The sequence below is a fragment of the Clostridium sp. genome (genome assembly GCF_051654825.1).
Lineage (GTDB): Bacteria > Bacillota > Clostridia > Clostridiales > Clostridiaceae > Clostridium.
This window is the reverse complement of the sequence record NZ_JBOFYU010000198.1, coordinates 1-17,460: the sequence shown is the minus strand read 5'-3', so window position 1 is coordinate 17,460 and position 17,460 is coordinate 1. Positions and strand designations below refer to the sequence as shown.

12 protein-coding genes are annotated in these 17,460 nt (G+C 27.9%); 2 read left to right on the top strand and 10 right to left on the bottom strand.

What is annotated here, in order from left to right:
• The 6 genes from ACRDBA_RS11565 to ACRDBA_RS11540 all read right to left on the bottom strand — a co-directional run.
• Positions 1–896: hypothetical protein (locus ACRDBA_RS11565; RefSeq protein ID WP_438573074.1), on the bottom strand; the 896-nt coding region annotated here is incomplete at its 3' end.
• 4 nt (positions 897–900) lie between these two features.
• The gene (locus ACRDBA_RS11560) at positions 901–1,740 is read right to left on the bottom strand and encodes a carbohydrate ABC transporter permease (RefSeq protein WP_438573073.1); all 840 of its coding nucleotides are present in this window, start codon (positions 1,738–1,740) and stop codon (positions 901–903) included.
• An 18-nt stretch (positions 1,741–1,758) separates the two neighbouring features.
• Positions 1,759–2,616 carry a carbohydrate ABC transporter permease gene (locus tag ACRDBA_RS11555; protein WP_438573072.1) on the bottom strand — a complete coding sequence of 286 codons (858 nt, stop codon included), beginning with the start codon at positions 2,614–2,616 and terminating at the stop codon, positions 1,759–1,761.
• 1 nt (position 2,617) lies between these two features.
• A complete protein-coding gene (locus tag ACRDBA_RS11550) occupies positions 2,618–5,065 on the bottom strand; it encodes an ABC transporter substrate-binding protein (protein ID WP_438573071.1) in 2,448 nt (815 codons plus the stop codon).
• A gap of 242 nt (positions 5,066–5,307) precedes the next feature.
• Positions 5,308–7,251, bottom strand: coding sequence for an ABC transporter substrate binding protein (locus tag ACRDBA_RS11545; protein ID WP_438573070.1), 1,944 nt, complete (start codon positions 7,249–7,251; stop codon positions 5,308–5,310).
• A 179-nt stretch (positions 7,252–7,430) separates the two neighbouring features.
• A complete protein-coding gene (locus ACRDBA_RS11540) occupies positions 7,431–8,273 on the bottom strand; it encodes a metallophosphoesterase (RefSeq protein ID WP_438573069.1) in 843 nt (280 codons plus the stop codon).
• Positions 8,274–8,584: 311 nt separating this feature from the next.
• Between ACRDBA_RS11540 and ACRDBA_RS11535 the strand changes: the two genes are divergently transcribed.
• Both ACRDBA_RS11535 and ACRDBA_RS11530 read left to right on the top strand, forming a co-directional pair.
• Entirely contained in the window at positions 8,585–9,499 is a 915-nt protein-coding gene (locus ACRDBA_RS11535; RefSeq protein ID WP_438573068.1) for an ABC transporter ATP-binding protein, read from the top strand.
• Positions 9,499–10,761, top strand: coding sequence for an ABC transporter permease (locus tag ACRDBA_RS11530; protein ID WP_438573067.1), 1,263 nt, complete (start codon positions 9,499–9,501; stop codon positions 10,759–10,761). The genes ACRDBA_RS11535 and ACRDBA_RS11530 overlap by 1 nt, the downstream gene beginning before the upstream one ends.
• A gap of 50 nt (positions 10,762–10,811) precedes the next feature.
• Here ACRDBA_RS11530 and ACRDBA_RS11525 read toward each other — a convergent pair whose 3' ends face one another.
• The 4 genes from ACRDBA_RS11525 to ACRDBA_RS11510 form a co-directional block, all read right to left on the bottom strand.
• The gene (locus ACRDBA_RS11525) at positions 10,812–14,807 is read right to left on the bottom strand and encodes a discoidin domain-containing protein (protein WP_438573066.1); all 3,996 of its coding nucleotides are present in this window, start codon (positions 14,805–14,807) and stop codon (positions 10,812–10,814) included.
• 235 nt (positions 14,808–15,042) lie between these two features.
• Positions 15,043–15,585, bottom strand: coding sequence for a cysteine hydrolase family protein (locus ACRDBA_RS11520; protein WP_438573065.1), 543 nt, complete (start codon positions 15,583–15,585; stop codon positions 15,043–15,045).
• 109 nt (positions 15,586–15,694) lie between these two features.
• Positions 15,695–16,615, bottom strand: a complete 921-nt coding sequence (locus tag ACRDBA_RS11515) for an anti-sigma factor domain-containing protein (RefSeq protein ID WP_438573064.1) — start codon at positions 16,613–16,615, stop codon at positions 15,695–15,697.
• 12 nt (positions 16,616–16,627) lie between these two features.
• Positions 16,628–17,296, bottom strand: a complete 669-nt coding sequence (locus ACRDBA_RS11510; RefSeq protein ID WP_438573063.1) for a sigma-70 family RNA polymerase sigma factor — start codon at positions 17,294–17,296, stop codon at positions 16,628–16,630.
• Positions 17,297–17,460: the final 164 nt, after the last annotated feature.

Sequence of the window (17,460 nt, the reverse complement as noted above, 5' to 3'; positions counted from 1 at the left end):
GCTCCTCCGCTTTGTAAAGTTACTACTACTGCTTGTCCTTGCTTAATCTTGCTTCTATGTTCTTTGCTAATTTGACCTACAAATTTAAATCCTGCTTTTTCATTAGCTAAAGAAATAATTGTATCTGTTGTAACACCACCATTTTCTGCAAAAATATTAGTTACAACTCCATCTTGTGGAGATACAACTTTTCCACCTGCATCTAGTAATGGCTGTAATTTCGCTAACTCTGCATTATGCTCATCTAACTTTAAAGAATCTTTTACATCTTGAAGAGCTCTTTCTAAATCTACATTATTATTAAAATCAGCTAACGCTTGCTCATAAGCACTTTTTTTCATTTCATAATCTGAAACTAATGATTGCTCCATCATTTCATCCTTATTGCTTGAAGCTTTATAATCCTCTAATGCCTTATAAGCTGCATCCATTTCATCATATGCTTTATTTGCTGCAGTTTCTTTTCTTCCTACAGCTGTATTGTAATCTTCTGTAGCTCTATTTAAAGCTTTTTGCTCTGATGAAATTTTTTCTTTTATTTCATCTATTTTTGTTTTTAAATTATCTGTATTTAGCTCTACTATTACATCATCCTTTTTCACTGAAGACCCTATATTTACATTTATATATTCTACTTTAAGACCTTCTATAATTCCTACTTTATCTTCTCTATTTTTTACTATTCTTCCCTCTGCTTTTAACTCATCTACCATAGTTTTTACCTTTGGTCCATCTGTTTTAACAACTGGAATAGTTAATGAATTTGCAAACCTAGAAAATATAGTACACATTATCATAAGTATGATAAATGCAATCAATGCTTTAAAAGCTTTTTTTTGCAATGTATCCTTACCTTTTTTTACTATTTCATAATTAATAATCTTCTTTATATCCATATTATCATTCCTTTACTGCTGATGCTGCAATCCCTTGCTCTAGATAACTTTGTCCTGCAAAAAATACTATTATTGCTGCAACTAAGGTTACTGCTGATGCAGTAAAAGCCATTCCAGCATTTTCCAGAGTTACATTTGGTAAATAAATAGATAATGGCCATAAGCTTTTATCCTTTAAGAATGTAAGTGGCTGTTCTATTAAATTCCAAAACTCTAAGAATTGTAGTATAACTGCTGACATAATTCCTGGCATTCCTAGTGGTATTCCTATATTAAAGAATATTTGTAGTTCACTTGCCCCATCTAATCTTGCAGCTTCTAATATTGCATCTGGAATATTACTAAAAAATCTATACATTATAAATACAGAAAATGTAGAAAACATTCCAGGTAATATAATACTTAAATGAGTATCTAATATATTTAATGTATCTAAAACTAAATAGTTTGATAACATTGTAACTTGGAAAGGCATTAACATTACTACTATGTATATAGTAAATAATATCTTTTTAAATGGAAATTTATATTTTGCAAATCCCCATGCTGCTATAACTCCCACTAACAGTTGTCCACCTATTGAAAAAACTACTATCTTTACAGAATTCCAAAACATAACAAAGAATTCTGGTGTATCAAATAATAACTCTACATAGGATCTTAAGGTAGGATATTTGGGAATTATATTCCAAGTTATAAAACCTTCTGTCTCTGTTAATATTGGCGCTAAATGCCCTTTCAATTCACCTGTTCCCATAAAGGAACCAGCTATTAAAAATATTACTGGAAAACACATAAATAGTGATATTATTAGTAATATCAAAAATATTATTTTTTTCTTCATTACTGTCACCCACCTTTTCTATTCTTGCTTTTCCCATGCCCTTTGAAGCATCATAATTAGAATAAATATTATTATGGCCATAACAACTGATGCTGCAGCCATTTTTCCATAAGATAATTCTCTAAACCAGTTATTAAATAAATGTTGCAGCATATACATGCTTTTATCTGGATAATCTCCTGCAACTAAATAAGCTTCTCTAAATACCTTAAAGGAATTTAATAATGATAAAACTGCAACAGTATATAATGTTGGCTTTAAGCAAGGAATAGTTATATGCTTAAAACATTGCCACTTACTTGCACCATCAACTTCTGCTGATTCATATAATCCCTTTGGTATAGCATTTAAACCAGCTAACCATAAAATAATGTTATAACCAAGATTTTTCCATATATAACTAAACACTAATATCCAAAAAGCATATTTTGTAGCCATCCAGTCCTGACCTTCTAATCCAAACTTAGTAACTATACTACTTAACACACCTTGCTTTTCAAATACTATATTCCATATTAAAACAACTGAAGCTATAGGCACTGCCATAGGAATTAAAAATGCTGTTCTTAATATTTGTGATGATTTTACAAACCTATTTAAATACAGCGCTATTGCTAAAGATATTATTAATAATAATGGAATACATACTAATGAAAACTTAATAGTATTTCCTGCTGCTAATTTAAATGCAGCATTAGTAAATACTTCTTTATAATTTTGTAGCCCTGTAAATTCTCTTGAAACTGCACTTTGAAAGGATCTTATAAAAACATCCATAGAGGGTATCAATGTAAATATTGTTACCCCTATGATGCTTGGTAAAACAAAATAAAATCCAGTTAAATTAACCTTTTTTTTATTTTTTATTTTCTTCATATTACTCTGATAAATAAATGTCTAGGTTTTCTATAATTTTATTTACAGCTTCATCTACAGAACATTCACCTTGTGCAAATGTTTCAAATTGTTTTGCTACTTCTAATAATAATACTTTGTTTAAAGTAGGGGCTACATTTACCTTTTCTATTTCACCCATTATTCTATTTACATCTTCTTCATTAGGCCATAATTGTTTTACTTCTTTTTCATTTCCATTTACATCTGTATAGAACATACTTCCCATTATATAATGATTTGTAGCCTCATCCTTTTCTGGTTCAAATCCTTCAAATTTTTCTAGTTCAAATTTCTTTTGAAGAGCTATTTTATTTACTGGTAATCCTCTTCTCCATCCTTGAGTTTGAACCTTTTCTGAAAGTATTTCTTTAACAAATTCCTTTGCTGCTTCTTTATTTGCACTCTTAGAATTTACACCTATAGCTTCTACTGGCATAAATATGTTTTCATCACCTCTAGTTAAAACTTTAAAATCTATGTTTTTACCTGAATTTAAAGCAGTAACCATTGATGCATATGAATACCCATCATCTATTCCACCAAACATTAATTGTACAGGTTCTTCATCCATAAACATGCTATCAATATAAAGTGAAGGGTTTAAGCTATAATTTAGATCAAAATGATTCATCATATCTTCTTCACCTGGTGATGGTTTATATTCTTCTTCTGGTGCCTTATCAATTGAAACACTACTATCAATCATTTCACCCTTATCAATGCTATTCATAGGTTCTTTATATGATTCTTCCATCTTTTTCATATACTTTTCATTTTTATCATTAATAACAGTGTACATTTCCTTACTACTATTAAGGAACTTCTTCATATTATCAGCATTAATTGTGTTATCATCATTAAGCCATGTATTTCCATATAAATAATATAATGAATATATTAATGTTTTTGGTGAGTAATAATCAAAAATTCTTTTATCAGATGCTTGTCCTAATTCTTTCACAAGATTTGCATAAGAATCAAAATCTGTTACTTTTTCTATATTAGCCTTTTCACCAACTAACATAGGTAATTTAAAGCTTGTTGGGAATTGATATATCTTTCCATCAACTTTATAAGCATCTTCAATATTCTTTAATATAGCTCCTTCAGATGAATAGCTAGCTATAACATCACTTATGTCTTCTAATAAACCTTTTTCAATATAAGAATCAACTGGTAGACCTTCTAATAAAATAACATCTGGTCCATTTCCTGCCATTATTTCCGTATTTAAAGTTTTTAATGCATCTGCTTCAGTTGCTCCACCATCATAAGATAAACCTATTTCATATTTTACATAAGTATCTTGATGTGACTTTGAATATGCTGAAACAGCTTGTCTTATAGTGTCACTTTCTACTAATGAATATACTGTTAATTGCTTATCTGGAACTGCTGGTGTATCAGCTGAATATGTGTAATTTAATAATGATGTTTCTCCTGTAGTCCAATCAGAAACTAAAACTAAAAAATCACCATTATCTTTTTCAATAAAACCTGATACTGATGCATCTCTAGTACCAAATATAGAAAGGGCACCATCTATTAATTGCTCACTTTTTTTATTTGCAATATCGTAAGCGTTTAACCCTAATACACTGTAATAATATATCTTATCTTTGCTATCACTATTTAAAACTGTTGGATAGTAATTTGTTGTAGTTTTTATAGTTTCTTTTTCTAAGGCTTCTAAGTTTCCTTTTTCTTTTCCAGTTTCAATATCATACTCTACAATTCCTGAAAATCCCCATATTATAAGTGAATTTTCTAATATTAAAAAGTTTTCAATATAGTCGCTAGATTGATATCTATTTTTTTCTTCAAATGTTTGTCCATCTATTTGAACTACTTCTTCACCTGAAGGTGTTTGATAAAAGATATCTCCATTATTAGCTCCCTTAAATCTATGAGGCATCCCCATTCCCATACCTTCTTCTGTTTCGCCAGGTTGAGAAAAATCTATATTCTTTTCATTAAACTTTCCTTCATTATCTACTATTCCATATTTAATTTCAGGTTCTTTATATTCTTCCTTATTAAATGGAACTGCTTCACCATTCTCTGGAATTGGATCCATAAAGTAATATCCTGTTAATATTTGACCATCCTTTAATACAGTGCTTGCAGCTGTCAAAGTTTCTTTTCCTTCTTGCTTTGGAAGGTCTATTTTTTTCTCTGTCCAACTTTGTCCCCCATCTTCAGAAAGGTAATTTATTAATTCACCATTTTGACCTCCGCCAATCATTGCAATCTTACCATCTTGAAGCTTTACCATTTCTTGAAAATAAACACCTTCTGGTAAAGTATATCTTTCTTCTAGATACCTTCCCATCTTATTTTCTACGCTCTTTTCTCCACAACCTATAACTGAAAGCATTAAAGTTGAGCATAAAGTAGCCGATATTAATCTCTTAAATATCTTTCTCATATTATTCCTCCATTCTTGTAAATTCACAGTTTTTTAACAATTATATTGTATCATGAATTTTCCTAATAAATTCTTAATATTCCTTAATATTCTGTATTTTTTCCAATTTTCAGTTTTATATTTCAATATAAAGCTATGTTTAAAATCAATGTTGATAAATATTACTAGCAAACAAGTTTAAAACATATCCTAATAAAAAAGAAAACATTAGTGAAAAATACTCCTAATGTTTTCTATATCCCTTAATCTATATCAGACATTTCTATGTGTATATCCTCATAGTTATCATTAAATTTTTTAATTATATTTTTATTATCACAAGTTTTTATAGGAATTATTACTTTAAATATGCTTCCTTTATCAATTTCACTTTCAACTACTATTTTTCCATTATGAAGACTTACTATTTCACTACAAATATTTAAACCAATTCCACTTCCTTCATTTTTCCTAGTTAAAACATCATCTACTTGATAAAATTTTAGAAATATTTTATCTAATAATTCTTTACGAATACCTATTCCTGTATCTCTAATTGTTATTACTAAATTATTTTCAACTTTTCCAATAGATCCATATATTGATCCACCCTCTTCAGTAAACTTTATTGCGTTTGATAAAATATTTAATATAACTCTTTGAATTCTTTTACTATCTACTGCTGTTACTATTTCATCCTCTAAAGCTTCAAAAGAAAGATAAATATCTTTTTGTGCACAATAATCATCTATTCCTTCAAATATAGTTCTAGTTAAACAAACCATATCTATATTTTCTAAATTTAAGTTTAAAAAACCTAATCTTAGCTTCGAAAAATCTATTATATTATTTACTACTTTTAAAAGTCTAAATGAGTTTTTTGAAATATTGTCAAGCCTCATATCTAAATATTTAGAATCTATAATACTATTTCTATTTTTACTTTCTAGTAACCTAGTAGTATTTAAAATAATATTTATAGGTGTTCTAAGTTCATGACTCATACTTATAATATAATCAGTACTAACTTTCTCTAGCTCTTCTTGATAAATTCTCTTTTTCTTTTCTTTAGTAGCTTGTACAAAAAGATTTGCTATTAAAGCTATTACCCCAACAATTATAAATATTAATATGTACTTTACATATGTAGGAACTAGTAAGTTATAAAACTTCTTATTTCTTACTATGCTATATAATGGAATATCCCATGGATTTATATTAAATTCATATATTTCTTTATAATTTATAAATTTACTAGCTACTGTCTCTAAATTTGATTCAATATCAAAAATATCTTGTCCATTTAAAATTGAATAAAACTTATTAATTGCACTTTTTCCATGGTCTTCACCTAAATCTATGCATCCCCCAAGTATTCCTGCATCAATATAAGTTTGATCATTTGAATAAATAGGATTCATAGAATATTTTTTTATTGTTTTTATAGTATCTATTGGATTAACATATGTTCCACTTGTTTTATATTGATACTCTCCGGCAATAACTACTGCGCTATTTTCATTAAATGTTATTTGTTTTAATTTATTTTCTATGTCCTCAATGTAGTTTCCTTCAATATAATTAAGTTCTAAACGTCCATTCCAATGGTCTTCAATATTTTCATTAATTTCTTTTTTCAAGCTTCTCCCATACTCTGAATCTTCAACAATAACATTAATATTTGTTATATCTTCATTCATATCAAATATCAAATTTAATAATTGTACCGTATCATCTCTTTCATAAATTCCTGTTATATATTTTTTTTCTTCTTCCGATAATGCTATTTTAGAATTAACTCCACTAAAAATTAATGGAACCTTATAAAATTCACTTTTCTTATTTAATATATAATCCTTTATAAAAATAAATGCTTCATCATCAACTGCATATATACCATTAATAGTTCCACTTGGATATTTAACCTCTAACATTTCAATGAATTCTCTTAAATATTTCTCTTCAAAGTTATGTCTGAAATCTAAATATTCTACTTTAATTTGAATATCACCTTTTCCATATGATTCTATTTCTTCATAAACACCATTCAAAACATGCTCTTCCCACTTTTGTCCATTTTGATATGAATTTATTATTAATAAAGTTTTTTTATCTGTTGCAAAAGTTATATTAATCGATTCACTTAAAGTTAAAATGCAAAATATAAGGACTAAAACTCTAAATATAAATTTTTTAATATATCCCACCTCCGCTTTATTTTTATTCTTTTGTAAAATATAACTTAATATTAACCATTATTTCTATTATTTTCTTATAATTATATCATACTCAGATAAAGTAATTATATATTTATATTAATACATATTTATACCTTATTTATATTTTTTTACAATTTTATCATACTTTTTTATAAATACTTTTTTAATTAAACTAAATCTAAAACTATTATGTTTGGTTTATTAAACAATCTTAATGGAAAACCACTATTTCCTAACCCTCTGCTTACTATAAGCTTATTTTTTTCTCCATATATGCCAGAATAATATTTAGGAAGTATTCCTTGACCTGGTGCAAATAATCCACCTATTCCTGGAATGATAAATTGACCACCATGAGCATGACCTGAAAACATTAAATCAAAATTGTACTTATTATATGATTTATCATTTATTAGAGCAAAATTTTCTGGATAATGACTTAAAACTATTTTTATGCCACTTTTAGCTTCTAACTTATTAAATAAGACCTTATCATCCTGATAAAAATATCTGCATTTAGCTCTTTTAATTTTACTCATATTTTCCCTATCTAAATCTTCTACTAATCCTAAAAAATTTATTTCGTAGCCTTTAATATTTAATGTTGCAATCTCATTTTTTAATGCTACAACTCCATTTCTCTTAAGTTTATTATTAAATTCATCCATTAACTCTGTTCTATATTCATTATTTCCAGGGATATATATTACTCTAACTTCTTTATTTAAAGAAATTAAGAAGTCTAACATTTTTTCTTTATTTTTAAGATTAGAATCTATTATATCCCCTGTTGCTACTATAACATCAGGGGTTTGCTCTAATATCATTTTTCTTAATATATTATTATCTTTTCCAAATTCCTTGCTATGTAAATCTGAAATTTGTACTATTCTAATTTTTTCTTTAATATTTTTTTTAACTTCTAACTTTGTTACATCTATCTTATTATTTTGATAGTAACAAAAAGAATATATAGGTACACCTATTAAAACAGGTATTAAAAAATTCATTTTTATCACTCCTAATGTCTACATTATAAATCTATATCATATTATTATACACAAGTATTATCATAACTGAATAAATCTATATTATATTATCATAAATTAATTTATACTCTATGCTTTAAACTTGTTTACTGGTAATATTTACGAAATATTACCATGATAACGTTGATTTAAAACATAGCCTAATTTAAAATAATATCATTGGAATATATTGCAATTGGTTAAATGTTATATTATAATAAGTTATGTTGTACCATATAAAAAAATATAATAAAACTTATAATTATTTTGACATTAATTGAAAGGGGTAAAATATGAAATTAGAAGTAAAAAATCTACGTAAAAGCTTTGACGGTAACGAAGTACTACATGGTATATCATTTTCTGTACAAAACGGTAAGGCATTAGGTCTACTTGGACGAAATGGTGCTGGTAAAACTACTACTATTCGTATTTTGATGGATGTGTTTAAAGCTAACTCTGGAGAAATATTAATTGATGGTAAAAATTTCAATCCTAGAAATTATCAAATAGGATATCTTCCTGAAGAAAGAGGTCTATATCCAAAGAAAAAGGTTATGGAACAAATAGTTTACTTAGCGGCTTTAAGAGGAATAAGTAAAAAGGAAGCAAAAACTAATGCTCAAAAATGGCTTCAAAAGCTTGGAATACTTGAATATGAAAATAGAAAATTAGATACATTATCAAAAGGTAATCAACAAAAGGTTCAATTAGCTCAAACTTTAGTATGTAATCCTGAAATTGTTATATTAGATGAGCCCTTTAGTGGATTAGATCCTGTAAACTCTCAAATATTAAAGGATGTTGTTAATGAACTTATTAGTGAAAATAAACTAGTAATTTTCTCTAGCCATCAAATGAATTATGTTGAAGAGTTTTGTGAGGAAATTGCAATAATAAATAAAGGTGACATAGCATTAAGCGGAAACTTAAAAGAAATCAAAAAGGATTTTGGTAAAAACAGATTAATTTTAAGTGCAAATAACTATTCTTTAACTGAATTAAATTCATTATGTGGAGAAAAGTTTAATAACATAGCAACTGTAAAAGAAGTTAAAAAGGACTTTATAATTTTAGAATTAAATGATGGTTATAGTAAAAATTCATTATTAGGTGAAATTCTTAAATCAAATATAGATATTGAAAAATTTGGTGACTATGAACCAACATTAACAGATATATTTGTATTAAAGGCAGGTGACAATTAATGAAACAGTTTTTAACAGTTTTAGGTTTTGAATTAAATAATTACTTTAAAAATAAGGGATATATTATAACTACAGTTTTAATTTCAGTAGTATTAATGATTGGATTATCATTACCTTCATTTTTTGACTTTTCTAAATTAATCCCTCAGCTTGGAAATGGTACTACTGTTGAAGATTCTGCAAATACTTCTGAAGAAGATATAACTAATTTAGCTATATATGATAAGGCTGGTTTATTCCCTAATACAGAAATACTTAAGGCTACTTTTCCAAATTCTAATTGGGAAGTTGTAAAAAGTGAAGATGAAATAACTGAATTGATTAACTCTGATAAGGTAAAAGCTGGATTTGTAGTAACTACTCCTACTCAATATAATTATTTAGTTAAAAACTCAGGCTTTACTGATATGAATCAAATGCAATTTGAATCATTATTATCTAATTTAAATCTTCAAAACTATGCAGCAAAAGAAGGTTTAGACTTTAATGAATTAAATTCAACTATTCATACACCAATTCAATCTGAAGTAACTATTTTAGGTAAAGATGGTGTAAGCAATTATATATACACATATATGCTTGTCTTCCTTTTATATATGATGATTTTAATTTATGGGCAACTAATTGCTGTAGCTGTTACTGCTGAAAAGAGTAATAGAGCTATCGAAGTATTAGTAACTAGCACAAGTAGTAATAGCCTTATCTTTGGTAAGGTAATAGGTGGAGCAATAGCTAGCTTTATACAAGTCGGACTTATCTTAGGCTCAGGTATAATTAGCTATAGCTTAAACAGAGGTGCTTGGAATGGAGTATTAGATGGAGTATTTAATATACCTTCTAACTTATTAATTACCTTTGCATTATTTGGTGGTATGGGATATTTATTCTATGCATTTATATTTGGTGCTTTAGGAGCTCTTGTTTCAAAAACAGAAGATGTAAGCTCAAGTATTGGACCTATAGCAATGATATTTGTATTTGTATTCTTTATTAGTATATTTGGTATGACTAATAGTGATAGTATGTTAATGAAGGTTGCTTCATTTGTTCCCTTTAGCTCCTTTATGACAATGCTTGTTCGTGTGGCTATGGGAACCGTTTCTACTATTGAAGTTGCAGTTTCATTCCTTATACTAGTAGCTTCAACTGGATTAGTTGCATTAGCTGGAGCAAAGATTTATAGATTAGCTACTTTAATGTATGGTAATCCTATAAAATTAAAAAATGCTTTTAAATGGTTTAAAAAAGAAAAAACAAGTTAACTCTAAAGGAGTTGCTTAAATCTAAGCAACTCCTTTATCTATTTTATAATTTACTCTTCTATTCCTAAAATAATATTTGTTATTATTTTTATATCATTTGTATCAACTACACCATCATTATTTAAGTCATATTCTAAATTAGTAGTACCATAATTTTTAGAAGCCATAGCTAAATCTTTAATATCTACTAACCCATCTTTGTTAAAGTCAGCTGTTTTTTCAACTGCTTTGTATTCTCCAAAGGCTTGAAGTTCAATAATTGAATATCCATTATTTCCGCCTCTTTTAACTCCTTGGAATTTTATATATCTTACATCTCTTAAATCAAATTGGCTTGATACTTCCATTTTGCTATTATTTGTTATATGATCTACTTCTTCATAATTAATACCATCATTAGATGTTAATATCTTATACTCTGATACTAATTCATTAAATATTAAATTAATTTCACTAACCTTTTTAACTTCCTTTAAGTCTACTAATAACCATTGATTATCACTATTTTGTGATACCCATTTAGAATCACCATTTCTTCTATCACCATCTATAGCTCTCCACTCTTTTGTGTAAAGCTCCTTATTAGATGAAGAATATGCATCAGCTCCACAAGCTAGATTTACTCTTTCTTGCTTATCGCCCTTTATCCACTTATCACTCATTACAGTATTATAAACTTCTATATTATCCATTTGACCTTTAAAATTTTCACCTATTTTTTCTAATGGTAATACAAATGTTGTGTGTAAATTTTGTCCTGTTATTATTGTATTATCATGTCTTCTATATGAATGTAATTGCTCTACAAATTCACCATTTACATATAATGATAATGCTTGGAATGTACCTACTATAGTAATGTCATTCCATTCATTTTCTTTTAACTTATAATTAAAGTCTTGCTCATAGAAACTTCTTCTTATAGATAAGGTTCCATCAGGTTTTACTCTTAATTCTCCATCATATCCTGAGAATAAATTAACCATTTCCCCTAGGCTATCCACCTTGACATCAAAGGATGCTGTATATGGATATGAAATAGATTGTAATTCAGTTTCTAAAACTGTATTTCCATTAAAGTTTAAAATATTATTTTTACTTTCTTCAACTACTTCTCCATTTTTTATAACTCCATTATATCCATTTAAGCTTAAATCTTTTGCATCACCATTTTCAAAGTCATATTTAAATATATTTTCATTTTTACTTTCTATATCTCTTCCAACAGTAGTATTTGGACCTTCCTTTAAGGCATTAAAGGTCTTCATAAATTCAAAGTAATCTTTATCTTCCCTTGTACCACTCCAAGTTTTTTCACTTAATGTTGCAACTGCTGGCAATAATCTTTCATGTAAATCAATTTCAACAATACCTTCCATAGATTCATCGCCCCAAATTGCCATTTTACCACCTAATAATTGTGGCTCTCCTAAAGGTAATTTAACTCCATTAAAGTCATTTGGTTCCCAATTATTATATATATTTTGAGTATTCATAAAGTCTTTATGCCATCTTGAAGGTGTAATATAAGTAAATGGTTGAGGTACATTTACTAAATCATACCCTTCCTTAATTCTTGCATTTACATCTTCCCAGCCTAAACTCCATACATCTATTACAGTTCCTTCTGGAAGCTTAGTAGTTCCTGCAAAAGGCTTAAATGAACCCCAAACTCTTGGAGTTTTACCTTTGCTTAATATATAATTACCCATTTCCTCAGTATATTGCTTAAATTTATCTCCAACACTTGTATCATATTCATCAATTCCTATATGAACTGTATCACCTAAGAAGACAGGGTTATCTCCATTTGGTCCATCTATAAACTCATCAAATAATCCCTTAACAAAATCCTTACCTTCTGCACTTTCTATATCTATATGATCAAACCAGTATTTAGTATTATGAATAGGGGTTCCTTTTTCCCTCATATATTTAGTAAATGGAAGTGAATGTGCTGGTGTATCGATTTCTGGTACTACCTCCATTCCATAATCCATTGCCATTAATTGAAGGTCTATAAATTCTTCTTGTGTATAATAAGGATCATTTAAATCACTATTGCTTGGTTTTAATCCTGGATGATTCTTACTTTCTAATCTAAAAGCACTATATACATCATTCCAAGCTTCTGGATTTTTATAATCTCCATCTGACCATTGATTATCATTTAAGTGAAGATGGAATTCATTTAACTTATACCAAGATAAAATCTTTGCATAATCACGTACAAAATCTATTCTCATTGGCATTCTAGCTACATCAAGCATAGCACCTCTAACTTCATACTTTGGATAATCTCTAATTACTCCACATGGTATAGTAAGGTTATCCTTATCTTGCCATAATATTTGAAGTAATGTTATTGTTCCATAAAGTGATCCTGTATAAGCTTCTGAATATATTTTTATACTATCATTAACTCTTGTAAAGTAACCTTCTTTACCTAAATCTAAAGCATTTTCTTCTATTGCTTCTATATATATATCACCACTTCTAACTTCATCTTCTGAAGTCACTTCTACTACTGGTAACTCTAAACTAGTAAAATACTTTAAGTCTTCATTAAACAGCTTAGCTACCTTATTTAAATCTACTCCTATTGCAGCATTAATTAATATTCTTGAATCCTCAGTTAAAGTAAAGTTTCCATTTAAACCATACCATTCTTGTAAGCTTGGTATAACCCTTGGAGCCTTATTACCATCTGTAACTGTTGGGAATATTTCAGGATATAAGCTAGACTTTCCTGGAACATTTACTATTATATTTTTTGTAGCAGTTTTTGTACTATCACTTTCCTTAAATACCTCTAGTAAGACTGATACCTTTGCGTCATTTATATTATGTCTTGTAATTATTCCATCATTGCTTATTATGTTTTCAAATTCACTTCCTCTTACCTTTATTCCAAAGCCCTTTGGAACTTCTGGTAGTTTTAAACTAATATCTTCTAATGTTATTTCTGGTAGTGATGTAATACCATTTATTACTTGTTCAACTGTTAAATCTAATTCTGGGACATATTTTTCTCTTCCCATTACCTCTATTTCTCTGATAGAAACATTATTATATGCATTAGCATTTCTCTCTGTTATAAATACTCTTAAGTATCTTCCTTCTTTTGCTTCATTAAAAATTATTTCATCTACTAAATCTAAACTATTAGATGCAGGATGCGTTAAATTCTTTATATCTTCAAAGGTCTTTCCATCCTTAGAAATTTGGATTATTGCATTTTCAGCAAAAGCCTTTTTATACCAGTATATTTTCACACTGTCCATTTCAACTTCTTTTCCAAAATCTATTAATACCCAATGCTTATCAGCTTCACTTGGAATTACTGGCATTGTAGGGCTTGCCCATCTTGAATCATCAGTAGTCTTATCTCCATCAGTTACCTTATTAGGAACCCAAACTGTGCTATTATTTTCCACTGCTGATGCAGTTGCTGACTTCCCTAATGCTATATTACCTTCCTTTATTTTATATCCATTAACCTCAAGTTCTCTTATACTTACAGATGTCCATTGATTTCTTTTTAATATTAATACTCTTACATACCTAGCCTTTTGATTTTCTAATGTCAAAGTATTTACTAAATTTTTGTTTTTTTCCTCTTTACCTAAAGGATTACTTATTGATTTAATATCCTCCCAAGTCTTTGCATCATTAGACTTTTGAACTTTTACTTCTGTCCCATAAGCCCAATTTTGCCAACGAATATTTATTTCTTCAATTACATATTCATCTTCTAAATCTACATATAGCCATTGTGGTGCATCATCTGTTACAGTTGCACTTGACCATCTTGAATCATCACTTTCATAATTACCATCTACAGCTAAATTCCCTGTTAAACTTGCTGTTTCTGTTCCTGATACTTGTACATCTTTCCCTAATGCAAGGTTTACCCCATAGCTTTTATTTACATTTGCACTTACTTCCTTTGTAAAAATTGATCCTATACTTGAAAAAATAGTTGTTACTAAAAATATAAACATTATAATTTTAGAAAAGCTTTTCAAAAATAGTTTTTTTGTCATTATTATCCCCCTAACACCTTTTACATTTTTATTTCTTATTTAAATATCTTCTTAAGCAGTTAATTTTTTAATACATTCTCTCTAACCTCCTTTACTTTATATTTATATTTCAAGTCCTTATAAAATATTTTAAACCTTTTTACATTATTTGTAAATTATTGCAAAGAGTCAATTTACTAAATACTTATTAATAAAAAAAGCTTTAACACCGGTTTTCCAATGTTAAAGCTTTATACTATTCATTAATTACTTTTATGTGTATTCCTTTTAGCAAATCTAAGGTTTTTTCATGCATTACATCATCAAAGCTTGCGCATAAAGAAGCATCTACTACTATATCTGCATAATAATATTGTGATTGAAGAACTACAGTATTACTTATTACACATATATTAGTAACTACTCCCACAATTTCTATATAATCAATATCTTCCCCAACTTCTTTAACTAAGTTCATTACATCCTTTGGTGATAATCCAAATCCAGCCTTTTTATAATGAAGTGTATTTTCATTATTTTTAAATTCTATTAACCTTCCATAAAGCTCATGGCCCTTTGTTCCATCTATACAATGAACTACAGGTAAGTTTCTTCCTTCTCTAGTCTCTAGATAATTATCATTATGAGTATCATAAGTAAATAATACCTTATCTCCATTATCTAAATAATCCTTTACCTTATTATATATTCCTACTTCAAGTGTTTCTGCCTTTTTAAAGCCTAATGCACCATCTACAAAATCATTTTGATAATCTACAACTACTAATAATTTCTTCATAAATAATCCCCTATCCTCTTTAAGTCTTATATAATTTATTCAATTATATATTATTATAGGTGTATATACAATAGAAACTAATCTAAGTATTCTTCGCACTACTCATTATTTAATCATGGTCATCATCATTATCATCATCTTCTTGATCATTATCTCCATCATAATCATTATCGTCGTCACTACTATCATCATTATCATCATCTTCATTGTTATTGTTATCATTAATAGGTAATCCTTGAATATTTTCTTCTCCTCTATCTTCTAGTTCATCTTGAACTTCCTCTAATAAATCTTCACTTAAGAAAATTGTATTATCCTTATTTTTTAATAGTTCTAATATTTCTGCTGTAGTTAAGTTTTCTAATGCATCTTCAAAGTCATCTTCATTTAACTTTACTAAAGCCTCATATTTACCAAGAGTCATATTTTTTTCATTTGCTATTTCTAAATCATTTTTACTTCCCTTTAAGAATGCTATATCCTTATCATTAAAATACTTTTTAAGAGTTTTTTGAACTGAATCCTCAAAGCTAATATCTTCTTCCTTTAAGAATGAAAACCCTACTAATACAGATGTTTTATCTTTTATATAGCTTGAATCATTAAGTTTTCTTCTTAAAACTGAAATTCCCTCATCTAATGTTAATCCCTTTATATCTCTAATATTAAGGCTTACCCCTTCATCATTTGCTCCTGTAATCTTAGAAATCTTTCCTTCATTATCTAGAAAAATTTCTATACTTGGATTAATATCTATAGTTAATACAGCATAAGCATTTGAGTCTATTGTAAACTTACTTAATAAAGGATTAAATACTAACATAAATAATGCTGCTATAGTTAATATAGGTACAAGCCACTTCTTATTTTTATTTATACTTTTTTCAGACTCATATATATCTTCACTTAAAAATAATATATTATCTCCTACCTTTTGATTTCCCTTAGCTTTTATCTTCTCAAAGGTGCCATCTTCTTTCATTACAATAAGATAGTTATCCTTTACTTCCATAACTATTCCCTTAAACATACTTACACCTCCCTATTTTCTTATCCATAACTTTAAATTTCTAAAGTTTTTATCTATTATTACAACAACAGAAATAATAAATCTTTTACTTTTCTTTAATATCTTTTCTGTAACTGTTAATCTTAAAGATATTTGCTTTATAGGCAACCTCTTTTTTTCATACATAAATAACTTTAAATCCTCTTCATCATTTACTTTTTCAGATATATGTATAGCTCTATTTCTTGTATCCTCATGCTTTGGCGATTCCTGAACTAAATCCTCAAAAGAAAACCCAAATGATTCTATTTCATCCTTTAACCTTCCTATTTCTATTGCAAGCTCATTATTACTTTCTATGGGAGTTGAGCATATTTCAGCAACATCTATTCCTGATTCCTTTAATTCCTCAATAGAGCTTGTATTTTTATGTTTATTTTCCTTAATTAAATAACTTTTTACTCTACTTGATATTACAAGCCTAGCAAATGATGAGAAACTCCCTCGTTCATCATCATATTTATCAACAGCTTCTTTAAAAGCTATTAATGCTATACTAATTTCATCATCATTACCTAGTGATACATATCTTCCTGTAATATCACTGACACTTTTAATAATCATAGGCATATATTCTTCTATTAAAATATTTAAATCCCTACTCCTAATTTCATCACCCGAAGCACAAATAGCATCTTCCATAAAATTCACCTCTATCATTCCAAATTTAATCGAGTAGGAGGTAGATAATTATTTTATCTACCGACCTCTCACACCACCGTACGTACCGTTCGGTATACGGCGGTTCATTAGAATTTAATGCATCATTTGATATGTTTGTGTTAGATTAACAAATCCTAGTGATT